Source organism: Streptomyces sp. B21-105 (assembly GCF_036898465.1).
Taxonomy (GTDB): Bacteria; Actinomycetota; Actinomycetes; order Streptomycetales; family Streptomycetaceae; genus Streptomyces.
On sequence record NZ_JARUMJ010000001.1, the window covers coordinates 1,834,913 to 1,858,408 of the forward strand.

A 23,496-nucleotide genomic window follows, 5' to 3' on the forward strand; every position below is an offset into this window, starting at 1 on the left:
GGAGACGGGTGAGATGGAGACAACGCTGCGAGGCGTCGGCGTGAGTCACGGTGTGGCGATCGGCGAAGTTCGACACATGGGTACGGCAGTGCTCGAACCACCTGCGAAGCAGATACCGGCAGAGGAGGCGGAGCGCGAACAGGGGCGTGCACGCAAGGCCGTGGATGCTGTCGCAGCCGACCTGATGGCGCGGGGAAATCTGGCGGGCGGCGAAGCCCAGGCAGTGCTCGAGGCTCAGGCCATGATGGCTCAGGACCCCGAGCTGATGGTCGACGTGGACCGGCGTATCGCCGTCGGCAGCACCGCGGAGCGTGGTGTGTACGACGCATTCGCCGCCTATCGCGAGCTGCTTGCGGGAGCCGGGGAGTACCTCGCCGGGCGGGTGGCCGACCTCGATGACGTGCGGAACCGTATCGTCGCCCGGCTGCTGGGGGTCCCCATGCCGGGGGTTCCGGACAGCGACGAGCCGTACGTGCTGGTCGCGAGGGATCTGGCGCCCGCGGACACGGCGCTCCTGGACCCGACCCTGGTGCTCGGCTTCGTGACCGAGGAGGGCGGCCCGACGAGCCACAGCGCGATCCTCGCCCGCGCCCTGGGCGTGCCGGCTGTCGTGGCGCTGCCGGGCGCCGGAGAACTGGCCGAGGGCACGCTGATCGCTGTCGACGGCAGCACCGGCGAGATCTTCGTGAACCCGAGCCACGAGAAGAGGGCCGAGCTCGAGGCGGCTGCCGCAGCGCGTAAGGCCGCGCTGGCCGCCTCGACCGGGCCCGGCGCCACCGCCGACGGGCACAAGGTGCCGCTCCTGGCCAACGTCGGCGGGCCGGCGGACGTCGCAGCCGCCGTCGAAGCCGGGGCGGAAGGCGTCGGGCTCTTCCGCACCGAGTTCCTGTTCCTCGACGACAGCAAGAACGCGCCGACCGAGCAGAAGCAGGTCGAGGCCTACCGTCAGGTGCTGGAGGCATTCCCCGAGGGGCGCGTCGTCGTACGGGTGCTGGACGCCGGTGCGGACAAGCCCCTGGACTTCCTGACTCCGGTCGACGAACCCAACCCGGCGCTGGGCGTGCGCGGGCTCCGGACGCTGCTCGACCACCCGGACGTCCTGCGGACCCAGCTGACGGCGCTGGCGAAGGCCGCCGACGGGCTGCCGGTCTACCTCGAAGTGATGGCTCCCATGGTCGCGGACCGCGCCGACGCGAAGGCTTTCGCGGACGCGTGCCGGGAGGCGGGGCTCCGGGCCAAGTTCGGCGCGATGGTCGAGATCCCGTCGGCCGCTCTGCGGGCTCGTTCGATCCTGCAGGAGGTGGAGTTCCTGTCGCTGGGCACGAACGACCTCGCGCAGTACACGTTCGCCGCCGACCGGCAGGTGGGCGCGGTGTCGCGTCTGCAGGACCCGTGGCAGCCCGCGCTGCTCGACCTCGTCGCGCTGTCCGCCGAGGCGGCCAGGGCCGAGGGCAAGAGCTGCGGCGTCTGTGGCGAGGCCGCCGCTGATCCGCTGCTGGCATGTGTGCTGACAGGTCTGGGGGTCACCTCTCTCTCCATGGGCTCGGCGTCGATTCCCTATGTGCGGACCGCCCTGGCGAAGTACACGATGGCGCAGTGCGAGCGCGCCGCGGCGGCCGCACGTGCGGCGGACAGCGCCGAGGAGGCTCGGCAGGCGGCGCAGGCCGTGTTGTCCGGCGAGTGACGGACGAGTCGCCGACTCCGGTCGGGGCCGGCCGGGTGAACAGGGGCGCTCCGCCTTCGGGTGGAGCGCCCCTGCCGCGTGGGGCGGTTCTGCGTTCAGTGGTGTCGGTGGCCCGGTGTGGGGCCTTCGGTGTCGAGGGCCGGCGGGAAGCAGTAGTCCACGCCGGACTCGGGTGAGATGAGTTCGCCCGACTCGACGTCGGTGCAGTAGGCGTCGAAGACCTCTCCGGCGGTCAGGGGTTCGAGCCCGTCTCCGCGCAGACGCCACCCGTAGATCTGGTCGGAAGCTCCGGGGGCGGTGGTGCGCATGACCAGGCCGCCCGGGCCCTGGGTGGCGAGGCCGAGGGCGAGGACGGTGGTGAACTCGAGTGCTTCGGCCTCGTCGAACTGTGTGGCGCCACCGGCCTCCTCGTCCGTGTGGAGGACGGCGACGAGGGTTTCCGATGCTGCCGTGACGCTGCAGACGAGGTGTCGGTCGCCGGGTGGGGCGGTGTCGAGGATGCGGGCGACGAGAGTCGACGCTCGGGTGAATGCGGCGCGGCCGATGTCCTCTTCGCAGGTCGCGCATGAGCCGAGCCGGGCCAGCAGGGTGGCCGCGTACTCCCAGGTCGCCCGTCGGACGGCTTCGTCGACCAGGGTCGGCACGAGGTCGGCGAGGGGCTGTCCCTCGTAGGGGACGGTGGGGCCGGTGGTCGCGAGTTCCGCGGTGAAGCGGGTGCGGTGGGCGGGGGTGTCGGGGTCGAGTCCCCTGTCGGCGCAGTACTCGGCGTATTCCTGTGGGTCGAAGAGGGCGACGGCGGTGTGGATGCCCTGCAGCGCACGTGTCTTCAGGAGGTCCTCGACCTGCTGGAGGTAGGTGGCGTGGTCGTCGAAGGTGAAGGTGCGGTAGTGCCGCATGGCCCGGAAGTCGTGTTCATCGGTGAGCAGGCCGATGGTGCCGGCGATCTCGCGACGCAGAACGCGCCGCATGGCCTGGTAATCGGTGTGTGCCATGTTCTCCCCCGGTGTGCACGGTCGATCAATGCTCACTCACAGTAATCGACCGCACTGACAACGAGCCCGGTGCGGAGCTGGCGCAGGTCGATCGCCAAGGTAAGTGCGCAGGTCACAATGCTTGCGGTGGAGCGATGATCTCACCGCGGAGGAATGTGGCCGAGCGTGATGATCCTGCCGGTGCGGTGCGGCGACGGGCCACCGCACCGGCAGGCGTTCAGGTCCGCTTGCGGGCGAGCTCCTCGAAGAAGTGGAGCAGGTCGAGGTTGTCGATGGAGCCGGGGTTGACGGCCTTCTCCAGGGGGGTGCCCTGCAGAAGCCGTTTGACCGGGACCTCGATGCGTTTGCCGGTGAGCGTGTGCGGCACACCGGGCACCTCGATGACCTCGTCCGGGACGTGGCGCGGCGAGAGCTGCTCGCGGATGGACTGTTTGATGCGGCCGAGGAGGGCCTCGTCGAGGGCGGATCCCGGGGCGAGATGGACGAACAGGGGCATCCAGTAACCGCCGTCGGGCTGCTCGATGCCGATGACCAGGGATTCCTTGATCTCGGGGAGCCGTTCGACGACCTCGTAGATGTCGGCGGAGCCCATCCGCACGCCCTGGCGGTTGAGCGTGGAGTCGGAGCGGCCGTGGATGACGACGGAACCGCGCGAGGTGATGGTGATCCAGTCGCCGTGGCGCCAGACGCCGGGGTAGGTGTCGAAGTAGCTGTCGTGGTAGCGGGTGCCGTCGGGGTCGTTCCAGAAGCGGACCGGCATGGAGGGCATGGGGTTGGTGACGACGAGTTCGCCCACCTCGTCCATCACGGGGTGACCGTTCGGATCCCAGGACTGCAGGTCGGTGCCGAGCCCCGGCGCCTGGAGTTCGCCGGTGTGGACGGGCAGCGTCGGCACGGCTCCGGCGAAGCAGGAGCACACGTCGGTGCCACCGCTGACGGAGGCGATCCACAGGTCGTCGCGTACTTCGTCGTGCAGCCAGCGGAAGCCGTCGGGCGGCAGGGGGGACCCTGTGGTGGCGACGCACTGGACCGTGGAAAGGTCGAAGTCGCGCGCGGGGTGGACCTCCGCTTTGCGGCAGGCCATGACGTAGGCGGCGGAGGTGCCGTAGAGGGTGGCGCCCGTGCGTTCGGCGATGCGCCACTGGGCGCCCGTGTCGGGATAGCCGGGGCTGCCGTCATACAGAATGATCGTCGTACCGGTCAGGAGGCCGGACACGAGGAAGTTCCACATCATCCAGCCGGTCGAGGTGTACCAGAAGAAACGGTCCTCGGGGCCCAGGTCGCAGTGCAGGCCGAGCTGTTTGAGGTGCTCGACCAGGATGCCGCCCTGGGACTGGACGATGGCCTTGGGGAGTCCGGTCGTGCCGGACGAGTAGAGCACCCACAGGGGGTGGTCGAAGGGGACCTGTTCGAAAACGGGTGCCTCGTCGGCGGAGGTCAGGGCCGCCCAGTCCAGGGCTCCCCGGGGCGGCTCCGTGCCCAGCACGGGAATGTGGACCACCGCGCGCAGGGTGGGGAGTTCGGCGCGCAGTTCGGCGACGACGTCGCGGCGGTCGTGTTCCTTGCCGCCGTAGCGGTAGCCGTCGACGGTGAACAGGACGACGGGTTCGACCTGCTGGAACCGGTCCAGGACGCTGCGGGCCCCGAAGTCGGGGGCGCAGGAGGTCCAGACGCCTCCGACGGCGGCCGTGGCCAGGAGGGCCACCACGGCTTGCGGGATGTTCGGGAGGTAGCCGCTGACGCGGTCTCCGGGGCGGACGCCGAGGGCGCGCAGCTCGCCGGCCAGTGAGCCGACCTGGCGGCGCAGCTCGGACCAGGTGACCGGGGCCGGTTCGTGGGTCTCGTCGACATACAGCAGGGCCGGTTCGGCCGGGCGGGTGTCGGCCGCGCGCAGGGCGTGCTCGGCGTAGTTCAGCGTCGCCCCGGGGAACCACCGGGCGCCGGGCATGGAGCGGTCGCCGAGCACGCGCGCGTAGGGCGTCGAGAACCGTACGTCGAACCACTGGGTGACGGCCGTCCAGAACGTCTCCAGCTCGTCGACCGACCAGCGGTGCAGGGCCGGATATCCGCCTTGGGACGGGGCTCCGTGCCGCTCGGCCGCCCAGGTCTGGAATTGCGTGATCCGGGCCCGGGCGATGCGCTGGGGATCTGGCCGCCACAGCGGCTCGGGGTTCACGGTCGGCATGGGGCGGCTCCCGGACTCGGCGCGTCGTGCGCGTCACCCGCGCACGCGCTGGGGTGGTGCGCGTGACGCGGCTGACACGGACGATGCCATGTGATCGACTTCAGCACCAGGGTGAGCTCCGCACGGCCCGTGGCGTGAAGATGTGGTCCGGCCACGGATGAACGCAAGTTGAACGACCCGCGCGTGGAGCGCGGTCAGTGACAGGGTGAACAGCATGGACGGTCGTGACCTGGTGCGTTCGATGAAGGCGGTCGGCTCCTCGGGAGCGGTCCAGGGGTTGCGCACTGTCGGGGCCGCATGGCGCAGGAGGCGTGTGGACGCCGCCGCGCTGCCGGGGCGAGGCCCCGAGCGGGCTCGGGTGCCGGGCTCCGTGCTGGAGGCGGAGCCGGGGCCCGGCGGGGGGACGCTGCGGTTCGGCCGGTCCGTGCTGAGGATCCACGTCGCCGTGAACGGGGCCGTTTTCTGGGGCTGGGACGGCGCGGAGCCGGAACCGTCGTACGCGCTGGCCGGCCACTGTCCGGAGCCGGATCCGCGGGCGGTGCTCGAGCCGGACAAGGACGGCGGCTGGCGGGTCGTCGCCGAACGGGTCACGGTCGTGGTCTCACGGCACGGGGCTGTCGAGGTGTGCACGCCGGGGGGCGTGCTGTTGCGTCGCGATCTGCCGCCCCGGTGGTGGGAGCCGCTGGACGGCGGCCCGGGACGCTGGCTGCAGCGCTCGGAGGTGGCGGCGGACGCGCGCTTCTTCGGTCTCGGCGCACGGGCGTCCGGACCCCGGCTGCGCGACGGGTCGTACCGGCTGTGGAACACGGATCCTGCACATGCGTTCGATCGCGGGGGTGATCCGCTCCACCTCACGATGCCCGTGCACCTGGTGGTGGCCGATGCCGCCACCCATCTGGTCTTCCACGACGCGTCGTGGGACGGGACGGTGACGCTGCGGGAGGGCGCGGAAGGGGCGGGGTCCGGTCACGACCGGCCCGGCACCTGCGAGGTGCGGATGGACGGCGGCCCGCTGCGCTGCTGGGTGATCGTGGGCACTCCCGCGCGCGTGCTCCTCGTCTGGGCGTCGCTCACGGGACCGCCGGCGGTGCCGCCCGCGTGGGCGCTCGGTCACCATCACGCGTGGTGGGGGCGGGGCGGTGAACAGGAGCTGCGCGAGATCGTGGCGGGATATCGCGATCACGGGCTGCCGCTCGACTCTGTGCATCTCGGCATCGGCCACGCGGATGACCACCGGGTGTTCACGGTCGACAAGGACCGCTTCCCGAAACTGCCGGTGCTGGCCGAGGAGTTGCGTCAGGACGGGATACGCCTGGTGTCGGTCGTCCGTCCCACGGTCCGGGCTGAGGCGGACAGCGCCGTGTACGACGGCGGCGTCGCCGAGGACGCGTTCGTGCGGGAGCCGTCGGGGCGGCTCGTGACAGGTGTCGTGGGGCCCGGGGAGTCGGTTTTCCCGGATTTCACGCACGCGCGGGTGCGTGCGTGGTGGGGAGGTCTCTACGCCGAGCGCGTGGGGCAGGGCTTCGCCGGTTTCTGTCATGCCATGGACGAGCCGTCGTCGCTCGCCGCCTTCGGGGAGTCGACGCTGCCTCGGTCGGCCCGGCACTCACTGGAGGGGCGCGGTGGCGATCACCGAGAGGCTCACAACGTGTACGCACTGTGCATGGCCCGGGCGGCCTACGAGGGGCTGCTGGAGCTGGTGCCGGACGAGCGGCCGTTCGTCCTGTCACGGTCCGGCTGGGCGGGCCTGCAGCGTTACGGCGGCACCTGGTCCGCAGAGGTCGCCCCGGGCTGGCCGGGTCTGCGGGCCTCTCTCTCCCTGGTGCTGGGGCTCGGACTGTGCGGGGTGCCGTACTCGGGGACGGACGTGGGCGGCGGTGACGGCGGTTCGACGCCCGAGCTGTACCTGCGCCGGCTGCAGCTGGGCGCGTATCTGCCGCTGTTCCGCACGCACGCGCATCCGCGGGTGGGACGGGAGCCGTGGGAGCTCGGTCCAGAGGTGCTGGAGCACGTGCGCGTGGCGCTCGTCGGGCGCCGACGGCTGCTGCCGTACTTCGTGACGTCGGCCCATCAGGCCCGGCGTACCGGTGCTCCCTATGTGCGCCCGGTGTGGTGGGGGTCGCCCGGGAACCGGGCGCTGCGGGACTGCGAGGACGCCTTCCTGCTGGGCGACAGTCTCCTGGTCGCGCCCGTGCTCGCACCGGGGGTCGACCGGCGGCCGGTGCAGCTGCCGAGGGGGCGCTGGTACGACACGGCGACGGGCCGGGCCTACCAGGGGCCGGGGCGGGTGCTGGTGGACGCTCCGCTGTCGCGTATCCCGGTGCTCGCGCGCGCGGGAGCCGTCGTGCCGGTGCGCGGGGACGGCGGTGAACCGGAGCTGGAGGTGTGGGCGCCGGCCCGTGGGCGGACGGGCGGCGGCCTGGTGGTGCAGGATCCGGGCGACGGCCGGCGGGAGCCGGAGCTCGAGCGGTATGTCGCCCGCTGGGAGGGTTCTCGGGTGGTCGTCGAGCGGGAGGGCGAGGACGGCGTGCACGCACCGTCCTGCCCGGTGCGAGTACGCGGGCTCGACTGACGACGGACGTAACGGGCCTCAGATGTAGCGGCCCTCGAAGAACGCCCGTACGGCGAGCGTGTGCAGGGGGAAGGCCACCTCCTCGGCTCGGCGAAGGAGGTGCCAGCCTTCGGTCTCGTCCGTGGCGGCGGAGGCGGGCAGCCGGTCGGCGGGCCGCTCGGGGAGGAGCCCGAACAGCAGCAGATGGCCGTCGGGGGAGCTCATGGCGTCGGCCAGCCGCACGTCACGGGGCGCGGCGTCGATGCCGGTCTCCTCTTTGAGCTCGCGCGCGACGGCCTGCCGCCAGTCCTCACGGTCGTCGATGTAACCGCCGGGCAGTGCGATGCCCCCGCGCGCGGGAGCGATGGTTCGGGTGACGACGACCAGGGCGGTGCCCTTCGCGTCGTACACGGGCTGGAGCGCGACGGCCACCGGCAGCGGGTTGCGGTAGGCCACGGCGGTGCAGGCCCGGCAGGTGCGGGGCCAGCCGGTGACGCCCTCCCCGTAGGGCGCTCCGCAGCTCGAACAGTGGGAGTCGCGCGCGGAGTTCGAAGTGGAGTGCAGATTTTCGGACACGCGGCGGAGCGTATCCGATCTTGCGGAGAGTGGTGCACGGGGCGGTTCGGCGCTTGAGCGCCAAGAGGACCGGGGCGCGGGGAGTCGAGGCCCTCGGAGTCCGCGTGCTGCCTTGTCCCTGCCCAATCACGGGTAGACGTGACACAATCTGACGCTCCGTCAGCACACGTGCCCGGGAGGCATCCTTGTCGCGTACACGCACGCCCGTGGTCGCCGGGTGGTTCACCGGGGAAGGAGAGGGGTTCAGGCTGCTCGGGACGCGCTGTGCGGCGTGCCGGTCGGTCTTCTTCCCCCGCGAGGACACGTACTGCCGTAACCCGGCCTGTCCGGGCGGCCGGCTCGAGGAGGTCCCGCTGTCGCGGCGTGGACGTGTCTGGTCGTACACCGACAGCCGGTACCGGCCTCCGTCACCGTATGTGAGTGATCCCGAACTTCCGTGGGAACCGTACGCGTTGATCGCTGTGGAGCTGGAGTCCGAGCGGATCGTGGTGCTGGGACAGTCGGTTCCCGGGATCACCGTCGCCGATCTGACGGTGGGCATGGAGGTGGAGGTCGTCCCGGGTGTGCTCGACGAGGACACGGACACGACCTGGACGACCTGGTGGTGGCGGCCTACGGGGGTGGCGGGATGACGGCGGACGTGGCGGTGCTGGGCGTGGGGATGCATCCGTGGGGGAAGTGGGGGCGAAGCTTCGTCGAGTACGGCGTGAGGGCGGCGCGCGCGGCCCTCACGGACGCGGAGGTGGACTGGTCCGAGGTCGGCTCGATCGTGGGCGCGGACACGGTGCGTGGCGGGTATCCGGGGTATGTGGCCGGAGCCACGTTCGCCAAGGCGCTGGGGTGGCAGGGGGCCAAGGTCACCAGTGTGTACGCCGCGTGCGCGTCGGGGGCCCAGGCGATCGACACCGCGCGGGCGCAGATCCTCGCGGGTATGGCGGACGTGGTGCTCGTGGTGGGGGCCGACGCCGCGCCCAAGGGGTTCTTCCGGCCTGCGGGAGGCGACCGTCAGGACGACCCGGACTGGCTGCGGTTTCGCGTGCTCGGCGCGACCAACCCGGCGTACTTCGGGCTGTACGCGCGCCGGCGGATGGCGGTACACGGGGACACACTGGAGGACTTCGCGCAGGTCAAGGTGAAGAACGCGGCCATGGGCGCGTTGAATCCGAACGCGCGCTACCGGAAGCGGGTCACGGCACAGGAGGTGGCCGCCTCCGCCGTGGTCTGCGATCCGCTGCGGTTGCTGGACATCTGCGCGACCTCGGACGGTGGCGCCGCGCTGGTGCTGTCCAGCATGGAGTTCGCCCGGCGACGGGGTGTTGCCGATCCGGTGCGGATCAGAGCCGTGTCCACCGTGACGCCCCGGTACCCCCACACGGTGCTGGACCTGCCGGACATCGCGACCGACTCGGCGGCGGGGGTCGAGCCGGCCGGTGAGCCGTTCCGGGCGTCGATCGCCCGAGCCGCCTACGAGGAGGCGGGCATCGGCCCTGAGGACCTGTCGCTCGCCGAGGTCTACGACCTCTCCACGGCACTGGAGTTGCAGTGGTACGAGGATCTGGGGCTGTGCGGCGGCGGTGAGGCGGCCAAGCTGCTGCGGGAGGGCGCGACCGCGGCGGGCGGCCTCATACCGGTGAACATGAGCGGTGGACTGGCCTCCTTCGGGGAGGCGGTGCCTGCGCAGGCGATCGCCCAGGTGTGCGAAGTGACCCGGCAGTTGCGGGGGGAGGCGGGCGATCGCCAGGTCGCGGGCGCCCGTGTCGCCCTCACCGCGAACCAGGGGCTGTTCGGTCACGGTTCGGCGGTGGTCGCGGTGCGGTGACGGGTGGCTGTGCGGTGAGGGCGCCGGTCGTCGTGCCAGGCCTGTCGCCCGGATCCGCCGGCAGCCGAAGGGCCGTCACGCGGTGTCGCAGGCCGGAAACGGGCCTGCGGGCTCTCTCAGGTGGTGACGGTCTGGCGGCGTTCGGCGCCGAAGTCCATGGCGTGCTCGACGACGCCGACCAGGACGTCCCTGACCGACCTGCGGTCGCGGGCGTCGCACTGGACCACCGGCACTCCGTCGTCGAGGTCGAGGGCCCCGCGCACGTCCTGCTCCGGGTAACGGGCGGCGCCCTCGAAGCAGTTGACGGCGACGAGAAAGGGAATGGAGCGCCGTTCGAAGTAGTCCACGGCGGCGAAACAGTCCCCCAGCCGACGGGTGTCGGCGAGCACGACGGCGCCGAGCGCCCCCTCGGAGAGCTCGTCCCACATGAACCAGAAGCGCTCCTGGCCGGGTGTCCCGAACAGGTAGAGCACCAGGTCCTCGCGCAGCGTGATACGCCCGAAGTCCATGGCCACGGTGGTGGTGTGCTTGCCCTCGACTCCGGTGGTGTCGTCGACCGGGCGGCCCGCTTCGGTGAGGTACTCCTCCGTGCGCAGCGGTTTGATCTCGCTGACGGCGCCGACCAGGGTGGTCTTGCCCACGCCGAAACCGCCCGCCACCAGGATCTTGAGCGTGACGGGCTCGACCGGGGGCTTGCCGCGCTCAGAACGCCCGAAGATCATCGGTTGCTTCTCCTGCTCGATGGCTTGACTGGGGGTGTTCCGGGGCGGCCCCGTCCCACGGCCGCCGGCCGGTCACGTCGTCGTCCGTGTTCCGCTTCGGTGCTGCTCACAGCGCTCGGAGGCCATTGATCACGTCGCGCAGAATACTCTCGTCCGGCAGTTCGGCCGGCGGCACCGGCCGGTTCACGTGGACGAACTCGGCGTCCACGAGGTCGCCCACCAGGACCCGCACCACGCCGATGGGCAGATTGAGTTCGGCGGCCAGTTCGGCGACCGACTGCGGCGCCTCCCTGCACAGATCCACGATGTCCACGTGCTCGGGGGACAGCGAGGAGTCCGCGTCCGGGTCGTCGGCATGGGGCTCGACGACGACGAGCGCGATCAGGTCGAGGCGGTGCTGGACCGCACTGGTGGTACGGCCGCGCGTCATGGCGTACGGGCGGACGACCGGTCCGGCCTCGTCGTCGAACCAGTGACTTCTTCCCTGACCGTCTGAGCTCATGCCGTCTCACTACCCGCCGGAGGGCAGATCGGTGCGCGGGGTGGTGGCCAGATGTACGCCGACCCGCTTGACGAGCAACGTCATCTCGTACGCCACGAGGCCCACGTCCGAGTCGGCGTCCGAGAGGACGGCGAGGCAGCTGCCGTCGCCGGCCGCCGTGACGAACAGGAAGGCCTCGTCGAGTTCGACGACGGTCTGGCGGACGTTGCCGGCCTCGAAGTGGCGGCCGACGCCCTTGGCGAGGCTGTGGAATCCGGAGGCCACGGCTGCCAGGTGCTCGCCGTCCTCCCGCGTGAGGTCCTTGGACACCCCTGTCGCCAGGCCGTCGCCGGAGAGGACGACTGCCTTGCGGATGCCGGCGACGCGGTCGACGAGCTCGTCGAGAAGCCAGTTCAGCTCGCCGTTGTGGGTGGTGTGGTCGGTCGCCTTCGGTGCGGTCATCGACCGTCCCCCTTTGTCGTTCCTCGTGGTGCTGGGCCGCTGTGGGCGTCGTCGCCCGCGGCATTCTCTACGCGGCCGCGCTGCCAGCCGCGCTGGAGCGAGGCCATACGGCTGCGGACCTCGTCGGCGTCGCGATCGGCGGGATCGGCCGGTTTCGGCGCCCGCGGAGCCTGGCCCTGCCTCAGCTGCGGCGCCAGATTCGCCTGGCGCACGCGCCGGGGCAGCGTTCCTGTCCCCGAGGCGCCGGTGTCGCTGGTCGGGGCGCCGGTGTCGCTCGTCGGGGCGGTGGCCGGGTGGGTGCTTCCGGCGACGCCGTCGGGGCGGCCCTCCGTAGCCGACGGCTGACGGACTCGGCGCGGAAGCAGGGGCGGCTGGGAAGGCTGCGCCGGATCCTGACCCGGATACTCGGGCGGGGCGGGGCGTTCGGGTGCGCCGCCACGGGGGATCTGGGCGGTCGTGCCGCGGCGGCGGGACGGCAGGGGCGCCGGGCCCTCGTCCGCCGGGCGGCGGGGGCCGGGCCGAACCGGGGGCTCCGCATCGGTGTCGGCGCGCAGCGGCCGCGGTTCCGGCACCGGACGGCCGTGTGAGCTGACCAGCTTGGGAGTGCGGCGACCAGGCAGCAGCGGGACCGGGGCGGCCGGGTCGTCGGCGAGCGTCGCCGGGTCGCCGAGACCGGCGGCCGGCGCACGGAAGTGGTCGACGGCGTGCGCAGCGGGGTCGCCGTCGCGGGTGAGTGAGCGGCGGGGGCGGAACAGTCCGCCGTGGTCGTCGTCCTCGTCGTCCAGCGCGGCCGGGAAGCCGCCGAGGGCGTTCAGGTCGACGGGCGCCTCCAGTTCGACGGGGCCGTCCAGCATGGAGACCGGCATGCCGGGGAGCTGCGCCGCGGCCGGGGACAGAGCGGCCCTGCGGGGTTCGACCGGCTCTGCCTCCTTCGGGGGCCGCGGACGGTCGAGCCGGAAGCCGATGCCGTTGGTGTCGGGGACGTCGTCGGTCAGCAGGGCGTCGGGGATGAAGACGACGGCGGTCGTGCCGCCGTACGGCGAAGGCTGCAGGGAGACGCGGACGTTCTGCCGTTGGGCGAGCCGGCTGACCACGAACAGTCCGAGGCGGTCGGTGTCGGACAGTTCGAACTCCGGCGTCTCGGCGAGCCGAAGGTTGGCCTCCAGGAGGGCTTCGGGCGCCATGCCGAGACCACGGTCGTGGATCTCGAGGGTGAAGCCGTTGGCGACCCGGTCGCCGTACACCTGGACGGCGGTGTGCGGCGGGGAGAACACCGTGGCGTTCTCCAGGAGTTCGGCCACCAGGTGGGTGAGGTCGGCGACGGCCGGTCCGGTCGCGGCGAGGCGGGGCAGGCGGCGGACCTCGATGCGTTCGTAGTCCTCGACCTCGGCCACCGCGGCGCGCACGATGTCCATGAGCTGGACGGGCTTGCGCCACTGCCGGGAGGGGGCCGCGCCGGAGAGGATGACCAGGCCCTCGGCGTGTCGGCGCATGCGGGTGGTGAGGTGGTCGAGGCGGAAGAGGTCGGCGAGCTCTTCCGTGTCCTCGGTGCGGCGCTCCATGGTGTCGAGCAGGGTGAGCTGCTTGTGCAGCAGCACCTGGCTGCGGCGGGCGAGGTTGACGAACACCTCGGAGACCCCGGAGCGCAGTTCGGCCTGTTTGACAGCGGCCTCTACGGCGGCGCGCTGCAGGGTGTTGAGGGCCTGGCCGACCTCGCCCATCTCGTTCTTGTCGTACTCCAGCCGCGGCACCTCGGTCTCGACGTCGACCTGCTCGCCCGCCGACAGTCGGCGCATCACGCTGGGCAGCCGCACACCGGACGCCTCGTGTGCGTCGAGTCTCAGCTGGCGCAGGTCGCGGATGAGGCCGCGGCCGATGCGCACGGACAGGACGAGGGAGACGAGCAGGGCGATCAGCCCGAAGACGCCCGCGACGACCGCCTTGACGATGACCTCGATCGCCACCGGCCGGACGCGGTCCTGGTAGCGGTCGTTGGCCTGTTCGTCGAGGGCGCCGAGTTCGGCGAGGACGTTTCCGGCCGCGGTGTCCCAGTTCCGGGCGCTGACGCCGCGGGGCAGGTCGCCGGACGTGCCGCCGATGACGGCCTGTTCGGCCGTGCGCAGCGTGGCGGTGGTGGCGTTCTTCCAGAAGCTCTCGTAGCGCTGGCGCTCCGCGGTGGGGAGTTGGGCGAGGCTGACCTCGTAGATCACTTCGCGCTGGGCCACGAGGTCGGACACCTCACGGGTCTCCTCGCGGCGGAGCCGGCCCACGACCAGGGCGGATCCGAGCAGCGCGTCCTCCCGGGAGAGCAGCTCACGCGCGCGGGCGACGCTGACGAGGGCACGGTACTGCTTGTCCATCTCCACGCTGTCGACCACGTCCAGCGTGGACAACAGGGTGTAACAGGGGTCGATCAGCTGGGTGTAGAGGTTCAGCGCCTGGGCTCGTGTGACCGTGCGCTCCTCGACGCTGCGGCGCAGCGAGTCGATGCCGTCGAACCCGTCCAGCACCACGGTGAGACCCTCGCCGTCGTCCTGGTCCAGGACGTCGCGTACGTCGGGGTCCTGCGCGTTGCTGCGGATCTCGGCGAGCGCCTCATCGGTGGAGGTCCGGGTGCGGCGCAGCGTGGTCAGCGCGTCGGACGCGCGGGGGTCGGCGAGGTAGACGAGGGTCTGACGGCGTTCCTGCTGGACGACGCGGACGGTGTCCTCGAGGGGGTAGCCGACCTTCTCGACGACGGCCGACACGGTGAACAGCCGACTCGCCTCGCGGCCTGTGAGTACCGTGGCGAAGCCCCAGACGGCGGTCAGGGACACCAGCGGCACGAGAAGCAGCGCCACGATCTTCCGGCGGATCGACTTCCCGCGAAAGCGCATGGCCTCCCCCAGCTCGAACCCCCACCGGTCGGGGGTACGCATGTGCGTCAACAAACGGCGAGAGCCTACTACCGACGCAGAGGTAACTCGAAGACGCGTCCGGAACCTGAACTTCCGTAGCCAGGGTGAGACATGGCGGGTTGTCCGATAATTACGGGAGATGACCGCCCTGAAACATGCGCGCCGGACCACAACGGATCCGGTCGACTCCCCACACGAGTTGGCCAGAATTTTTCGCAACGAGGGAACAATCAGGGCACGTCGATCGTCTTTCTCCATGGGAATTGGGGGCGGAATCGGCCACACGAGCCGTATGCCGCACCTGGGCGGCGTAAATCAGCGCAAGCCGGGCAGCCACTGGGGAGCCGGGTCTTCGGCTCGGAGGCGAGCGGTCTGCTGGCGGTGGGGAGTGACACGGTGATGGGCACGGCGGAGCGGCGTGAGGCGTCCGAGGACGGTGCGGCGGCGGGCGGTACGGCGCTGCGGGAGCCTGTGGCATCGGATGACGGCAGCCCGAACGGGCGCGTGACGACGGAGCGACGGGCGTACGCGGCGGGCGAGGGCGGGTCTGCAGACCGGGGCGTCCCAGCTGCCACCGGCGGCGGCTCCTCCGTGCGACAGAGGCGGGTCGCCTACCGGCCGTTGTGGGTCGAGGAGCCGGCGAAGCGACGTCGCATGCCCGACCCGGTGCGTACGGCGGCTGTGCGCGCGGTGCTTGTCATCGCCGTGACGCTGGTTCAGGCGATGGTCGCCTTCCTGTGCACGCTGGCCGGGTCCTGGCTGGCCTTCCCCATGGTGATCAGCAGTGTGGTCAGCACGGTGCTGGCCACCTGGGGCGCTCTCGACGTCTGGGTGACCCGCCAGGTGTGGAACCAGCGCAACGGCGTGGTGTCGACGCCGAGCAGCACCGCGCGTGCCCTGCGACGCGAGCGGCGCAGGGCACGCCGGGTGGAACGGACGGCCCAGCGGGTGCAGGAGCGGATACGCAGGCAGGGCGGCGCCGGACAGCTGTCCCACCCCTGAGACAACAGAGCCGAGACCTGCGGTCTGAAGGCTGAAGGCCGGGGACGGGCCCTCGGGGGGCGTGGCTGCGGATCTCCTTGAGACCTACGGCTGGTCAACCGGTGTGCGGTGCGGGCCGCTTGTACATCCGCGTCGCTGTGATCTCACTGTGCGCCTGCACCGTGTCGCCGTCCGACGCCGGGGTCTGCTGCGGCAGACCCGGCCGCAGATGCTCCTCGACGCTGATGTACTTCAGGCCGGCCCGCAGGTCGGCGTCGTTACGCAGACGGATGACCAGGGGGAACTCCGCGAGGGCCGTGGTGTCGAACAGGCCGGTGGTGTAGAGGAGCTGCACGCCGAGCGCGTCCGAGACGGCCCTCTGGAGTTCCAGCAGATAGGTCGCGTTGGCCCGCCCGATGGGGTTGTCGAGGAACAGCGTGCCGGCGTGCCGGTGCTTGTCCCTGCCTCGGTCGTTGCTCCTCAAGGCGGCCATCGTGCAGTACAGGGCGATGGCGGCGGTGAGCAGCTGGCCGCCGGAGAACACGTCGCCCATCTGTCCTACGGGGACGCGCTCCGCCCGCAGGACGGCGTCCGGCTTGAGGATCTCGACGGCGACGCCTCGGGGCTGCAGCGCGGCGCCCACCCCGCGCAGCAGCAACGACATGCCGTCGCGCCGCAGGTCGGAATTCTTCTTCACGGCCGCGCGGGTCGCTTCGTCGATGACCTCGCCGAGCCGCTCGACCAGGGTGGCCTGGTCCGGCTCCTCGAAGCGGATGCGCAGGAACTCCTGCCCGGACCACTCGCCGAGCCCCTCGGGCAGCCGGGAGAGCCGCTGGGCCGAGCGCAGCGTGGCGAGCGCGGACTCGACGAGCCCCCGCAGGCGGTCCACGATCGAGTCCCGGTTGCGCTCCAACTGCGCCAGTTCGTCGGTCAGGACACGCAGTCGGGGAGCGAAGGCGTCCGCCCACTTCTGCGCGTGCTCCGGCAGCGCGGAGGCGGGAAGTTCGCGGATCTGCTGGCGCGCGGGGGTGCGCACCTGCTCGTAGCGGGTGGAGTTGGCGTGCCGGACGAGCACATCGCTCGCCTCGCGTACGGACGACTCCGCGGCGGAGAGTTCGGCTGCGCAGCCGCGCAGCGAGCGGCGGGCCTCGGCAGCCGTCCTGCGCGCCTCCTCCAAGGCGCCGGGGTAGGGCTCCGTCTCCTCCTGCTCTTCCTCAGGGGTGTGTTCGCGCAGCAGGTCGCGGAGCATCGCGGCGATCTCGTCGAAGCCGCCGGCCCCGTCCTCGGCGGCGCGGTGGGCGGCCAGGAGTTCGGCGTGGGCCTCGCGTGACTGCTCCAAGGCCTCGGCGCGGGCGGCGAGTTCGGCGCTCGCGGTGCGCAGCAGCGCCTGGGCGTGCTCGGCGTCGCGGGGTCGCAGTTCCTCGGCCAGTTCGGTGTGCGCCTCGCCGTCCTCGGGAGCGAGCCGTTCGTGCTCGCCGCGCAGCCGCCCGAGTTGCTCGCTGGCGGTGGACATACGGCTCTCCAGGAGCTGCACCAGCTCCTCCGCGCGGGCGGCCGCGGCCTGCCGGGAGGGTCCGTCGGAGCCGTCGGGCGACTGGAGCATCTGTTCGGCACGGGTGCGGACCTTGTTGCTGAGCCGGTCCAGCTCGGTGCGGGCGGCGCTCTCGTCGCTCTCCGCCCGGGCCTGTTCGGCGCGCAGGTCGGCGCCGACGCCGACCTTCTCGTACAGCAGGGAGGCGGCCCGGTAGGCCTCGCGCAGGGCAGGCAGGGACGCCGTGGGCGCATCCGTCCCGTCCTGCGGGACGTCGTCGGGGGCGCCGGCGATCTCGGCGCGCTCGGCGCGCAGTGCACGCGCGGTGCGGCGGGCGTCGTCCGCGGCGCGCTGGGCGCCGCGCCGGTCTTCGTCGGCGGCCCGGGCGCGCTCCAGGCAGGACTGGGCGCGGGCCTCCGACTCGGCCGCCTCGTCGGCGAGTTCGCGGACCTTGACCTGCCAGCCGGCGCGTTCACGCAGCCGGAAGGCGAGTCCGGCGAGGGCGTCGGCGGCCCGCCTGGCCCGCTGCGCGGTCTCCTGGTGTTCGTCGCGGGCCCGGGCGGCTTCGGCGGCGCTCTCCTCGGCTTCGGCACGCACGCTGCGCGCCTCGGCCAGTTCGGCCTCGGCCTCCTCGGCGAAGGCACGCGCCTCGGTGGCGGCCCGGGCCAGCTCGGCGAGTCGGCCGGCCGGACAGCCGGTCCGCCAGGACGCGAGGCGGGCGGACAGCTCCCGGTCCTTGGCGAGCCGCCCCGCGAGACGGCGGATGTCCTCGTCGCGTTCGGTCGCCCGCGCGCGCAGCGCCTGCCGCTCCTCGTCGGCGGCGTGCTCGTCGTGCATGGCCGGGTTCGGCGGGACCAGGAAGACCTCGCTGCGGGGACCGCCCTCGGAGTCGGCCGGCGGGGTCGGGGCGAGCAGGGCGGCGGCGGTGCCGACGGCCACGGCGGAACGGGGCAGCAGTGCGGCGTCGCCGAGCGCCTCTCGCGCGCGTGCGTGGGAGCCGGGGTCGGTGATGATCACACCGTCGACCAGTTCGGGCCGGGCGGCGAGCACACGGGCGTGGTCGGCGGGGTCGACGGCCTGGGCGAGGTAGCGCCAGCCGGGCAGGGCGGGGATGCCGTGCTCGCCGAGGAACTCGACGGTGGCCAGGACGTCCGGGCCGGGCGGCAGCAGTCCGCCGTCGCCGAGGGCGCCTAGGATGCGGGAGTCGTCGGCGGCGGCGGTCCGCAGTTCGAAGAGCTGCCGTTCCGCGGAGGAGACGGCGTCGTCGAGGAGTTCTCGCAGTTCGTCGGCGCAGCGGTCCAGGTCCTCGGGGGTCAGCGCGGAGCCGTCGTCCTGCTCGCCGTCGTGCCGGGGCTGGGGGATCCGGGGGCGTGTTCCGCGGCCGGTCAGCCCGAGCAGTTCCGTGAGGCGTTCCTCGCCGGCCAGGGATTCGGCGAGTCGCCGCTCGGCCTCGGAGGAGCGCCCCGCGCCCGTGGCCGCGTCGGCGGCCCGGGCGGCGGTGAGCTCGGCGCGGGACTCGGCCGAGGCTGCCTCGCGCACGTGCTCGGCGGTCCGGGCTGAGGCCTCGCGGGCGGTGTCCCAGGCGGCGACGGCCGTCTTCTCGGCGTCGCTGGCGGCGAGGGCCGCGCGGGCCGGGTCGGCGTCGGGGGCGCTGTCGTCGAGCCAGCCCGCGCGTACGGCTTCGGCGGTCTCCTGTTCGACCTCGGAGAGCCGCTGACGCAGGTGCCCCACCTCGCTGCGGGCGCGCTGGGCGTCGGTCGCGGCGGACGTCGCGTCGCGGTGTGCGGATTCGCCGACCTCCTGGAGTGCGGCCGACCGCTCCTCCTCCTCGTTGGCGAGGGACTCGGCGCCGTCGGCGGCGGCGTGCAGGGCACGGACGAGATCGACGGCGGCCCTGGCCCGGGCGGCGAGCGCGGGGGCGGCGTCGCGTTCGGCTTCCTGGATCGCGGCGGACACGCGCGCGACACGGTCGGCGGCGGCCCGGTGGCGCAGCACGGCCTCGGCGGCCTGCCAGGCGGAGTGCAGGGTGCGGGCGTCGGCGAGTTCGCGCTTCTGCGCGGCGGCGGACTTCTCCGCGGCGGCGAGGGCCAGCGACGCGTGCCGGAAGGCGAGTTCGGCGGCGACCAGCGCACTGCGCTCGCGTGCGCCCTCGGCGTGCGTGACGGCGTACGCGGCGGCTGTGACCCGCTGGGCCAGGTCGCCGGCCCGCGTCTTCTCCCGCACCCCTCGCGCGGACAGCCGACGGGCCAGCGCGCGGGTGCGCCGCTCGGCCACGGCGTGCACCTCACGCGCGCGTGAACGCGACCCTGCGGCCTCGACGATCCGCCCGAGCAGATCCGCCGACCCGGCGGTGAAGTCCCGTTCGGCGATCAGCTCGGCGCGTCGGCCGAGCTTGTTGCCGAAGCCGCTGACCAGGTCGGCGAGCCCGTCGGTGTCGCGTGTGTCGGTGACCGCGCGCAGCAGCAGGTCGGTGAAGTCGGAGTCCTTCTTGACCGCGAAGAGGCCGGCGGCCTCGCCCTCGTCGGCGTTCATCTCCCGCTGGTAGCGGAAGAGTTCCGGGTCCAGGCCCAGTTCGCCGAGGTGCTCGATCCAGCGGTCGTGGATCTCCTCCCAGTGCACCTCCAGGTGCGGGTACGCCTTTCCGGCCTCGGTGATGGCGTCCCGGAAGCCCTTCATGGTTCGTCGGCGGCCCTGGGCCCCGGAGGCGCCCTCGACGGGCGGGCGGACGGCGGTGGCTTCGGCGACGGGCAGGTTGTCCAGGCTCAGGCCCGGCCCGGGCCGGAAGGAGTACCAGGCCTCCGCGAACTTGCGCGGGTCGTTGGACACCTGCCGTCCGCGCCATTCGCTCGCCTTGCCGACGACCACGCACTCGCCGGTGAGCACGTGCTGCCACTCGAGCGTCACATGTCCGCAGTCGTCGGCGAGCAGGAACTTGCGCAGCACTCCGGAGCTGGCGCCGCCGAGGGTGTTGCGATGGCCCGGCAGCATCACGGAGAAGATCAGCTTGAGCAGAACGGACTTGCCGCCGCCGTTCTCCAGGAAGAGGACGCCCGCAGGGGCGGGCCGGCGCGGCGGGCCGACCGGCTCCTCCTCGAAGAACTCCGCCTGCGTGGGGGCGGGGTCGGGCACGACGTCGCCGACGCCCCGCAGGTCAAGCACGGTGTCGGCGTAGCGCGCACCGGCGGGGCCGATGGAGTAGAGGCGGACCCGGGACAGCTCGTACATGGCGGACTCTCGTAAGTCTTCGGCAGAACAGGGGGGTGGGCGGGACCCTCAGGAGAGGCCGGGCGGCCTCGGGTGAGGGCTGGGCCTCAGGAGTGGAACGGCAGTCCGGCGTCGGCCACCAGTTCCAGGTCGTCGCTCTCCTCGGCGGGCAGCAGCGTCGGGGTGCCGTCGGTGACCGGGACGACGCCCAGCTCCAGCAGCTCGGCCATGGCGGCGGCGCCCGCCATGTCGCGTACCTGCAGCTGGTAGCGGGCGGTGGTCCGATAGGTGCCGCCGTTGTCGTCGCCGGTCCGTTGCAGGAAGCCGGAGTCGGTGAGGAAGACGACGGCCTTGCCGACGATGCCGGTGGTGGACCCGGCGAGTCTGCGCGCGTCCTTGGTGGCGCCGGCGGCGCTGCGTCTGGCCCAGATCCGCCAGGCGGCCTCCAGACCGGGCGCGTCGCTCGCGGGGTCGGTGTTCTCGCCCTGTTGCTCCGCCCGTTCCTCCAGCCGTCGGCAGGCCTGACGTACGAAGGCGTCGACGCCGTTGACGCTGACCCGCCCGATGTAGCCGTCGTCGGCCAGGTCCTCGGGGCGCGGATAGGCCATGGCGGCGACGGCGAGGTGCGCGAGGCCGTGCAGAAAGCGGTCGCCGCCGTCGGCGGACGTACGACGCGCGTAGTCGCCCATGCGGACGGCGAAGACCGAGTCCTCGGCGGCGGTGACCGCCATCCCCGCGCGCGGGGACACCTCCAGCACGATCAGCCCCAGCCCGGCGGCGACGGCGTCGGCGAGTCGCGCGAACGCCGGGTCCTCCCGGTGGCGCCGCAGCAGCTCGGCGTACTCCTGGTCGCGCGCGGGCTGCAGTTTGGGCTGCAGCCCGAAGGCGACGAGCCGCGCCGCGTCGGCGGCGTCGGCGGGGGTGACGGCGGTGTGCGCCGCCGGAGCGGGGGCCTCCGTGTCACTCCACTCGACGTGCTCGGTCACGGCTTCGGCTCCTCGGTGTTCGTGTACGTGTACGTGTTCGCATACGTGAGCGTGGGCTCGTGCCTGCGCGGGCCGGTCCGGCTCATGCCGCCTCCGTACGGTCCGCCGCCATCCCCGCGGCGTCGAGCAGAGCGGTGCCGACGATCAGGTCGGCCCCGCCGAACTCGGGGTCGTCCAGCTCGGTCCCGTCGTCGACGGCGAAGAGCAGTCGCTCCTCGCCCTGCCGGTAGGCGGTTCCGACCGCGGGGCTGGCCGCGTGCACGGCCAGCAGGGCCACCAGATAGGGCAGTTCGGGGTCGGATCGACGCGCTTCGGCCAGCAGCCCGGACAACCGGCGCGGGGCGTCCGCGGGCAGGTCGAGCAGGTTCATGGCGGCGGCCAGCTGTTCCTCGCTGAACCGGCTGTCGTCCGGGGTGGCGATGAGATCCGGTTCCGGCATCTCCGCTCCGAGGTGCTCGCGCTCCACCGGCGGCGTCAGCAGCAGGTCGACGAGGTCGCCCATCCGCACGGCTCCCGGCGTGCGCAGACCGGTCCCCCGGGCGAAGAACGCGTCGGTGACCCGGACCGCCTGCTCCAGCGGCAACGGCAGCACGGGGGTGACGAGGTGCCCGTAGAGGTCTATCCCCGACGAGGTCATGGGGGTGGCGAAGGCCTGCCGGTCCTGCTCGGCACGGAACAGCGGGCCGGCCTCCAGCAGCCGGGACTGCAACTGGGTGTGTCGGCGGATGCAGTCCTTGACGATGTCGACGAGCTCGGCGGCCCGCCGCTTGTTCTCGGCGTCCTCGATCTCGTCGCGGGCCTTGCGGATGTTGGTGAGGATCGCGTTCTCGTGGCGGTAGCGGTCGGCCACGTGGTCGAGGGCCTCGGCGATCATGTCGGGCACGGCGTTGAGCCAGTCCACCGCGCGCACGTTGCGCCGGGTCGCCTCCAGGGCGCGGCGCAGCGTCTCGGAGTACTGCACGGTGCGGTAGCGGGCCTGTTCGGCGGCGAGCTGGGCGTCGGCGAGACGGCCGCGGCGGATGAGCACCTCGAGCTTGACCTCGGCGGCGATCTGCGCGCTGGTGACATCGGTGTCGAGGGCCCCGACGAGGACGTTGACCGCCTCGTCGGTCGTCCGAAGGTAGACCGCGCCGCCGTAGCCGGGGACCTCCTCGATCAGCTTGAAGTCGTAGTCGCGGCGCACGTAGGTGCCGTCGGGCGCGAACGTGCCGTAGGCGGCGCGGAAGCCGCGGTCGACGCTGCCCACGTTGATCAGGTTCTCCAGGACCCAGCGGGCCACCCGTTCGTGCTCGGCGACGGGCCGCCGGGGGCCTGGGCGGCGATGCGCGGCAGCAGACGGGCCACTATCTGGTCGTGGTCGGCGCCGGTGTCGAAGTCCATGTTCAGCGTGACGAGGTCGATGGCGGCGAGGGCGATCTCCGCCATGCCGTAGACCGAGTACTCACCCGCGAGGTTGGCCTTGCGTGCGTCGAGGTCGTGGATCGGCGCGGTGCAGGCGAGCGCACGCAGCCGCCGCGCCAGCCCCTCGTCGGCGGCCGGGCCCAGTGCGGGCCGCAGCGCCGCGCTGAGCTGGGGCGGAACACGGTCCGTCGAAGCAGGCGAAGTCACGCTGCACAGACTAGGTCCTCGCTCTGACAACGACCCAAACGACGCAGAGCGACCGGCGTCACGGAGCCGCGAGAGGATCTCGGTCGTCGTGCGGGAGCTCCTCGCTCACCCGCCGCCGGTAGACCTCGACCACCCGTTGGAGCGAGTCGGCGAGGTACACCTCGAGCAGCCTCTCCGCCTCGGCGCGGTCGCCGGCCTCGAGGGCCTGCAGGATCTGGCGGTTGCGCTGGAGGTACGGCTCGTGCAGCCGGCGCGGGTCCTCGACGAGGTGGAAGGCCAGGCGCAGCTCGGCGAAGACGCTGCGCATCAGTTCGTCGGTGCGTGCGCTGTGGGCCAGTGCCACGAGTTCCCGGTGGAAGTGGAAGTTGGCGGTGCCCAGTCCCTTCCAGTCGTTCTCGAGGGTCGCCATCTGTCCTTCGGTGACCGCCGCCCGCAGGGCGTCCAGCGTGTACGGCGGCTCGCCCAGCCCCCGGACGACGGCGCACTCGACGAGGCCGCGGGTGCGGTAGATGTCCTCGACGTCCCGCACCGTCAGGACCCGGACGAACACCCCCCGGTTCAGCTCGTGGACGAGCAGGCGCTCATGGGTGAGCAGTCGGAAAGCCTCGCGCAGCGTGTTGCGGGAGACCCCCAGCGCTCCGCCGATGCTGTCCTCCGAGAGTCGTGTCCCCGGCGGGAAATATCCCTCGGCGATACGGCTCCTGAGGATGTCCGACACCCGCTCGGCCGTGCTCGTACGGCCCAGGAGGGCGCGGTCGTCGGCCAGTCCGGCCAGCTGCTCTGCCATGCCAGGAATTCAATCGCAGACAGAAGAACG

The 23,496-nt window shown here is 72.3% G+C and carries 15 protein-coding genes and 1 pseudogene; 5 read left to right on the forward strand and 11 right to left on the reverse strand.

Annotation, left to right across the window (positions count from 1 at the left end; genetic code table 11):
* The first annotated feature begins 13 nt into the window (after window positions 1-13).
* Complete coding sequence (ptsP, locus tag QA802_RS08210) at window positions 14-1,684, forward strand: phosphoenolpyruvate--protein phosphotransferase (protein ID WP_334519396.1); 1,671 nt, start codon at window positions 14-16, stop codon at window positions 1,682-1,684.
* Window positions 1,685-1,779: 95 nt separating this feature from the next.
* Here ptsP and QA802_RS08215 read toward each other — a convergent pair whose 3' ends face one another.
* Both QA802_RS08215 and QA802_RS08220 read right to left on the reverse strand, forming a co-directional pair.
* Complete coding sequence (locus QA802_RS08215) at window positions 1,780-2,676, reverse strand: DUF8829 domain-containing protein (protein ID WP_334519398.1); 897 nt, start codon at window positions 2,674-2,676, stop codon at window positions 1,780-1,782.
* Between the two features lie 217 nt (window positions 2,677-2,893).
* Complete coding sequence (locus tag QA802_RS08220; protein WP_334519400.1) at window positions 2,894-4,861, reverse strand: acetoacetate--CoA ligase; 1,968 nt, start codon at window positions 4,859-4,861, stop codon at window positions 2,894-2,896.
* A 214-nt stretch (window positions 4,862-5,075) separates the two neighbouring features.
* On the opposite strand from QA802_RS08220, the gene QA802_RS08225 reads away from it, so the two are divergent.
* A complete protein-coding gene (locus QA802_RS08225; protein ID WP_334519403.1) occupies window positions 5,076-7,433 on the forward strand; it encodes a TIM-barrel domain-containing protein in 2,358 nt (785 codons plus the stop codon).
* Between the two features lie 18 nt (window positions 7,434-7,451).
* Here QA802_RS08225 and QA802_RS08230 read toward each other — a convergent pair whose 3' ends face one another.
* Window positions 7,452-7,988 (reverse strand): NUDIX domain-containing protein, encoded by a 537-nt coding sequence (locus tag QA802_RS08230; RefSeq protein WP_334519406.1) that lies wholly within the window; start codon window positions 7,986-7,988, stop codon window positions 7,452-7,454.
* Between the two features lie 206 nt (window positions 7,989-8,194).
* Here QA802_RS08230 and QA802_RS08235 point away from each other — a divergent pair, with 206 nt between their 5' ends.
* Window positions 8,195-8,620, forward strand: a complete 426-nt coding sequence (locus QA802_RS08235; protein WP_334534398.1) for a Zn-ribbon domain-containing OB-fold protein — start codon at window positions 8,195-8,197, stop codon at window positions 8,618-8,620.
* Window positions 8,617-9,807 (forward strand): lipid-transfer protein, encoded by a 1,191-nt coding sequence (locus QA802_RS08240; RefSeq protein WP_334519407.1) that lies wholly within the window; start codon window positions 8,617-8,619, stop codon window positions 9,805-9,807. Before QA802_RS08235 ends, QA802_RS08240 begins: the two co-directional genes overlap by 4 nt.
* 116 nt (window positions 9,808-9,923) lie before the next feature.
* Here the strand turns inward: QA802_RS08240 and QA802_RS08245 are convergent, their stop codons facing one another.
* From QA802_RS08245 to QA802_RS08260, 4 genes are all read right to left on the reverse strand, one after another.
* A complete protein-coding gene (locus QA802_RS08245) occupies window positions 9,924-10,529 on the reverse strand; it encodes a GTP-binding protein (RefSeq protein ID WP_334519409.1) in 606 nt (201 codons plus the stop codon).
* A 106-nt stretch (window positions 10,530-10,635) separates the two neighbouring features.
* A complete protein-coding gene (locus QA802_RS08250) occupies window positions 10,636-11,031 on the reverse strand; it encodes a DUF742 domain-containing protein (RefSeq protein WP_334519411.1) in 396 nt (131 codons plus the stop codon).
* A gap of 9 nt (window positions 11,032-11,040) precedes the next feature.
* The gene (locus tag QA802_RS08255) at window positions 11,041-11,472 is read right to left on the reverse strand and encodes a roadblock/LC7 domain-containing protein (RefSeq protein WP_334519413.1); all 432 of its coding nucleotides are present in this window, start codon (window positions 11,470-11,472) and stop codon (window positions 11,041-11,043) included.
* Window positions 11,469-14,348: a nitrate- and nitrite sensing domain-containing protein gene (locus tag QA802_RS08260; RefSeq protein ID WP_334534400.1), complete on the reverse strand. Its 2,880-nt coding sequence runs from the start codon at window positions 14,346-14,348 to the stop codon at window positions 11,469-11,471. Before QA802_RS08260 ends, QA802_RS08255 begins: the two co-directional genes overlap by 4 nt.
* A 420-nt stretch (window positions 14,349-14,768) precedes the next feature.
* Here QA802_RS08260 and QA802_RS08265 point away from each other — a divergent pair, with 420 nt between their 5' ends.
* Window positions 14,769-15,371: a hypothetical protein gene (locus QA802_RS08265; RefSeq protein WP_334519416.1), complete on the forward strand. Its 603-nt coding sequence runs from the start codon at window positions 14,769-14,771 to the stop codon at window positions 15,369-15,371.
* A gap of 94 nt (window positions 15,372-15,465) precedes the next feature.
* Here QA802_RS08265 and QA802_RS08270 read toward each other — a convergent pair whose 3' ends face one another.
* The 4 genes and pseudogenes from QA802_RS08270 to QA802_RS08285 form a co-directional block, all read right to left on the reverse strand.
* Window positions 15,466-20,106, reverse strand: a complete 4,641-nt coding sequence (locus QA802_RS08270) for a hypothetical protein (RefSeq protein ID WP_334519419.1) — start codon at window positions 20,104-20,106, stop codon at window positions 15,466-15,468.
* Between the two features lie 86 nt (window positions 20,107-20,192).
* Window positions 20,193-21,071: a hypothetical protein gene (locus tag QA802_RS08275; RefSeq protein ID WP_334519422.1), complete on the reverse strand. Its 879-nt coding sequence runs from the start codon at window positions 21,069-21,071 to the stop codon at window positions 20,193-20,195.
* A gap of 82 nt (window positions 21,072-21,153) precedes the next feature.
* Window positions 21,154-22,679: pseudogene (locus QA802_RS08280) on the reverse strand (hypothetical protein).
* A gap of 58 nt (window positions 22,680-22,737) precedes the next feature.
* Window positions 22,738-23,466, reverse strand: coding sequence for a GntR family transcriptional regulator (locus QA802_RS08285; RefSeq protein ID WP_334519425.1), 729 nt, complete (start codon window positions 23,464-23,466; stop codon window positions 22,738-22,740).
* Between the last annotated feature and the right edge of the window lie 30 nt (window positions 23,467-23,496).

What these genes read in the sequence shown, in the direction of transcription:
- QA802_RS08225 (WP_334519403.1), top strand. Translation starts at nt 5,076, where the DNA reads ATGGACGGTCGTGACCTGGTGCGTTCGATGAAGGCGGTCGGCTCCTCG.
- QA802_RS08255 (WP_334519413.1), bottom strand. Translation starts at nt 11,472, where the DNA reads ATGACCGCACCGAAGGCGACCGACCACACCACCCACAACGGCGAGCTG.
- QA802_RS08250 (WP_334519411.1), bottom strand. Translation starts at nt 11,031, where the DNA reads ATGAGCTCAGACGGTCAGGGAAGAAGTCACTGGTTCGACGACGAGGCC.
- QA802_RS08240 (WP_334519407.1), top strand. Translation starts at nt 8,617, where the DNA reads ATGACGGCGGACGTGGCGGTGCTGGGCGTGGGGATGCATCCGTGGGGG.
- QA802_RS08265 (WP_334519416.1), top strand. Translation starts at nt 14,769, where the DNA reads ATGGGCACGGCGGAGCGGCGTGAGGCGTCCGAGGACGGTGCGGCGGCG.
- QA802_RS08245 (WP_334519409.1), bottom strand. Translation starts at nt 10,529, where the DNA reads ATGATCTTCGGGCGTTCTGAGCGCGGCAAGCCCCCGGTCGAGCCCGTC.
- ptsP (WP_334519396.1), top strand. Translation starts at nt 14, where the DNA reads ATGGAGACAACGCTGCGAGGCGTCGGCGTGAGTCACGGTGTGGCGATC.
- QA802_RS08220 (WP_334519400.1), bottom strand. Translation starts at nt 4,861, where the DNA reads ATGCCGACCGTGAACCCCGAGCCGCTGTGGCGGCCAGATCCCCAGCGC.
- QA802_RS08215 (WP_334519398.1), bottom strand. Translation starts at nt 2,676, where the DNA reads ATGGCACACACCGATTACCAGGCCATGCGGCGCGTTCTGCGTCGCGAG.
- QA802_RS08270 (WP_334519419.1), bottom strand. Translation starts at nt 20,106, where the DNA reads ATGTACGAGCTGTCCCGGGTCCGCCTCTACTCCATCGGCCCCGCCGGT.
- QA802_RS08260 (WP_334534400.1), bottom strand. Translation starts at nt 14,348, where the DNA reads ATGCGCTTTCGCGGGAAGTCGATCCGCCGGAAGATCGTGGCGCTGCTT.
- QA802_RS08285 (WP_334519425.1), bottom strand. Translation starts at nt 23,466, where the DNA reads ATGGCAGAGCAGCTGGCCGGACTGGCCGACGACCGCGCCCTCCTGGGC.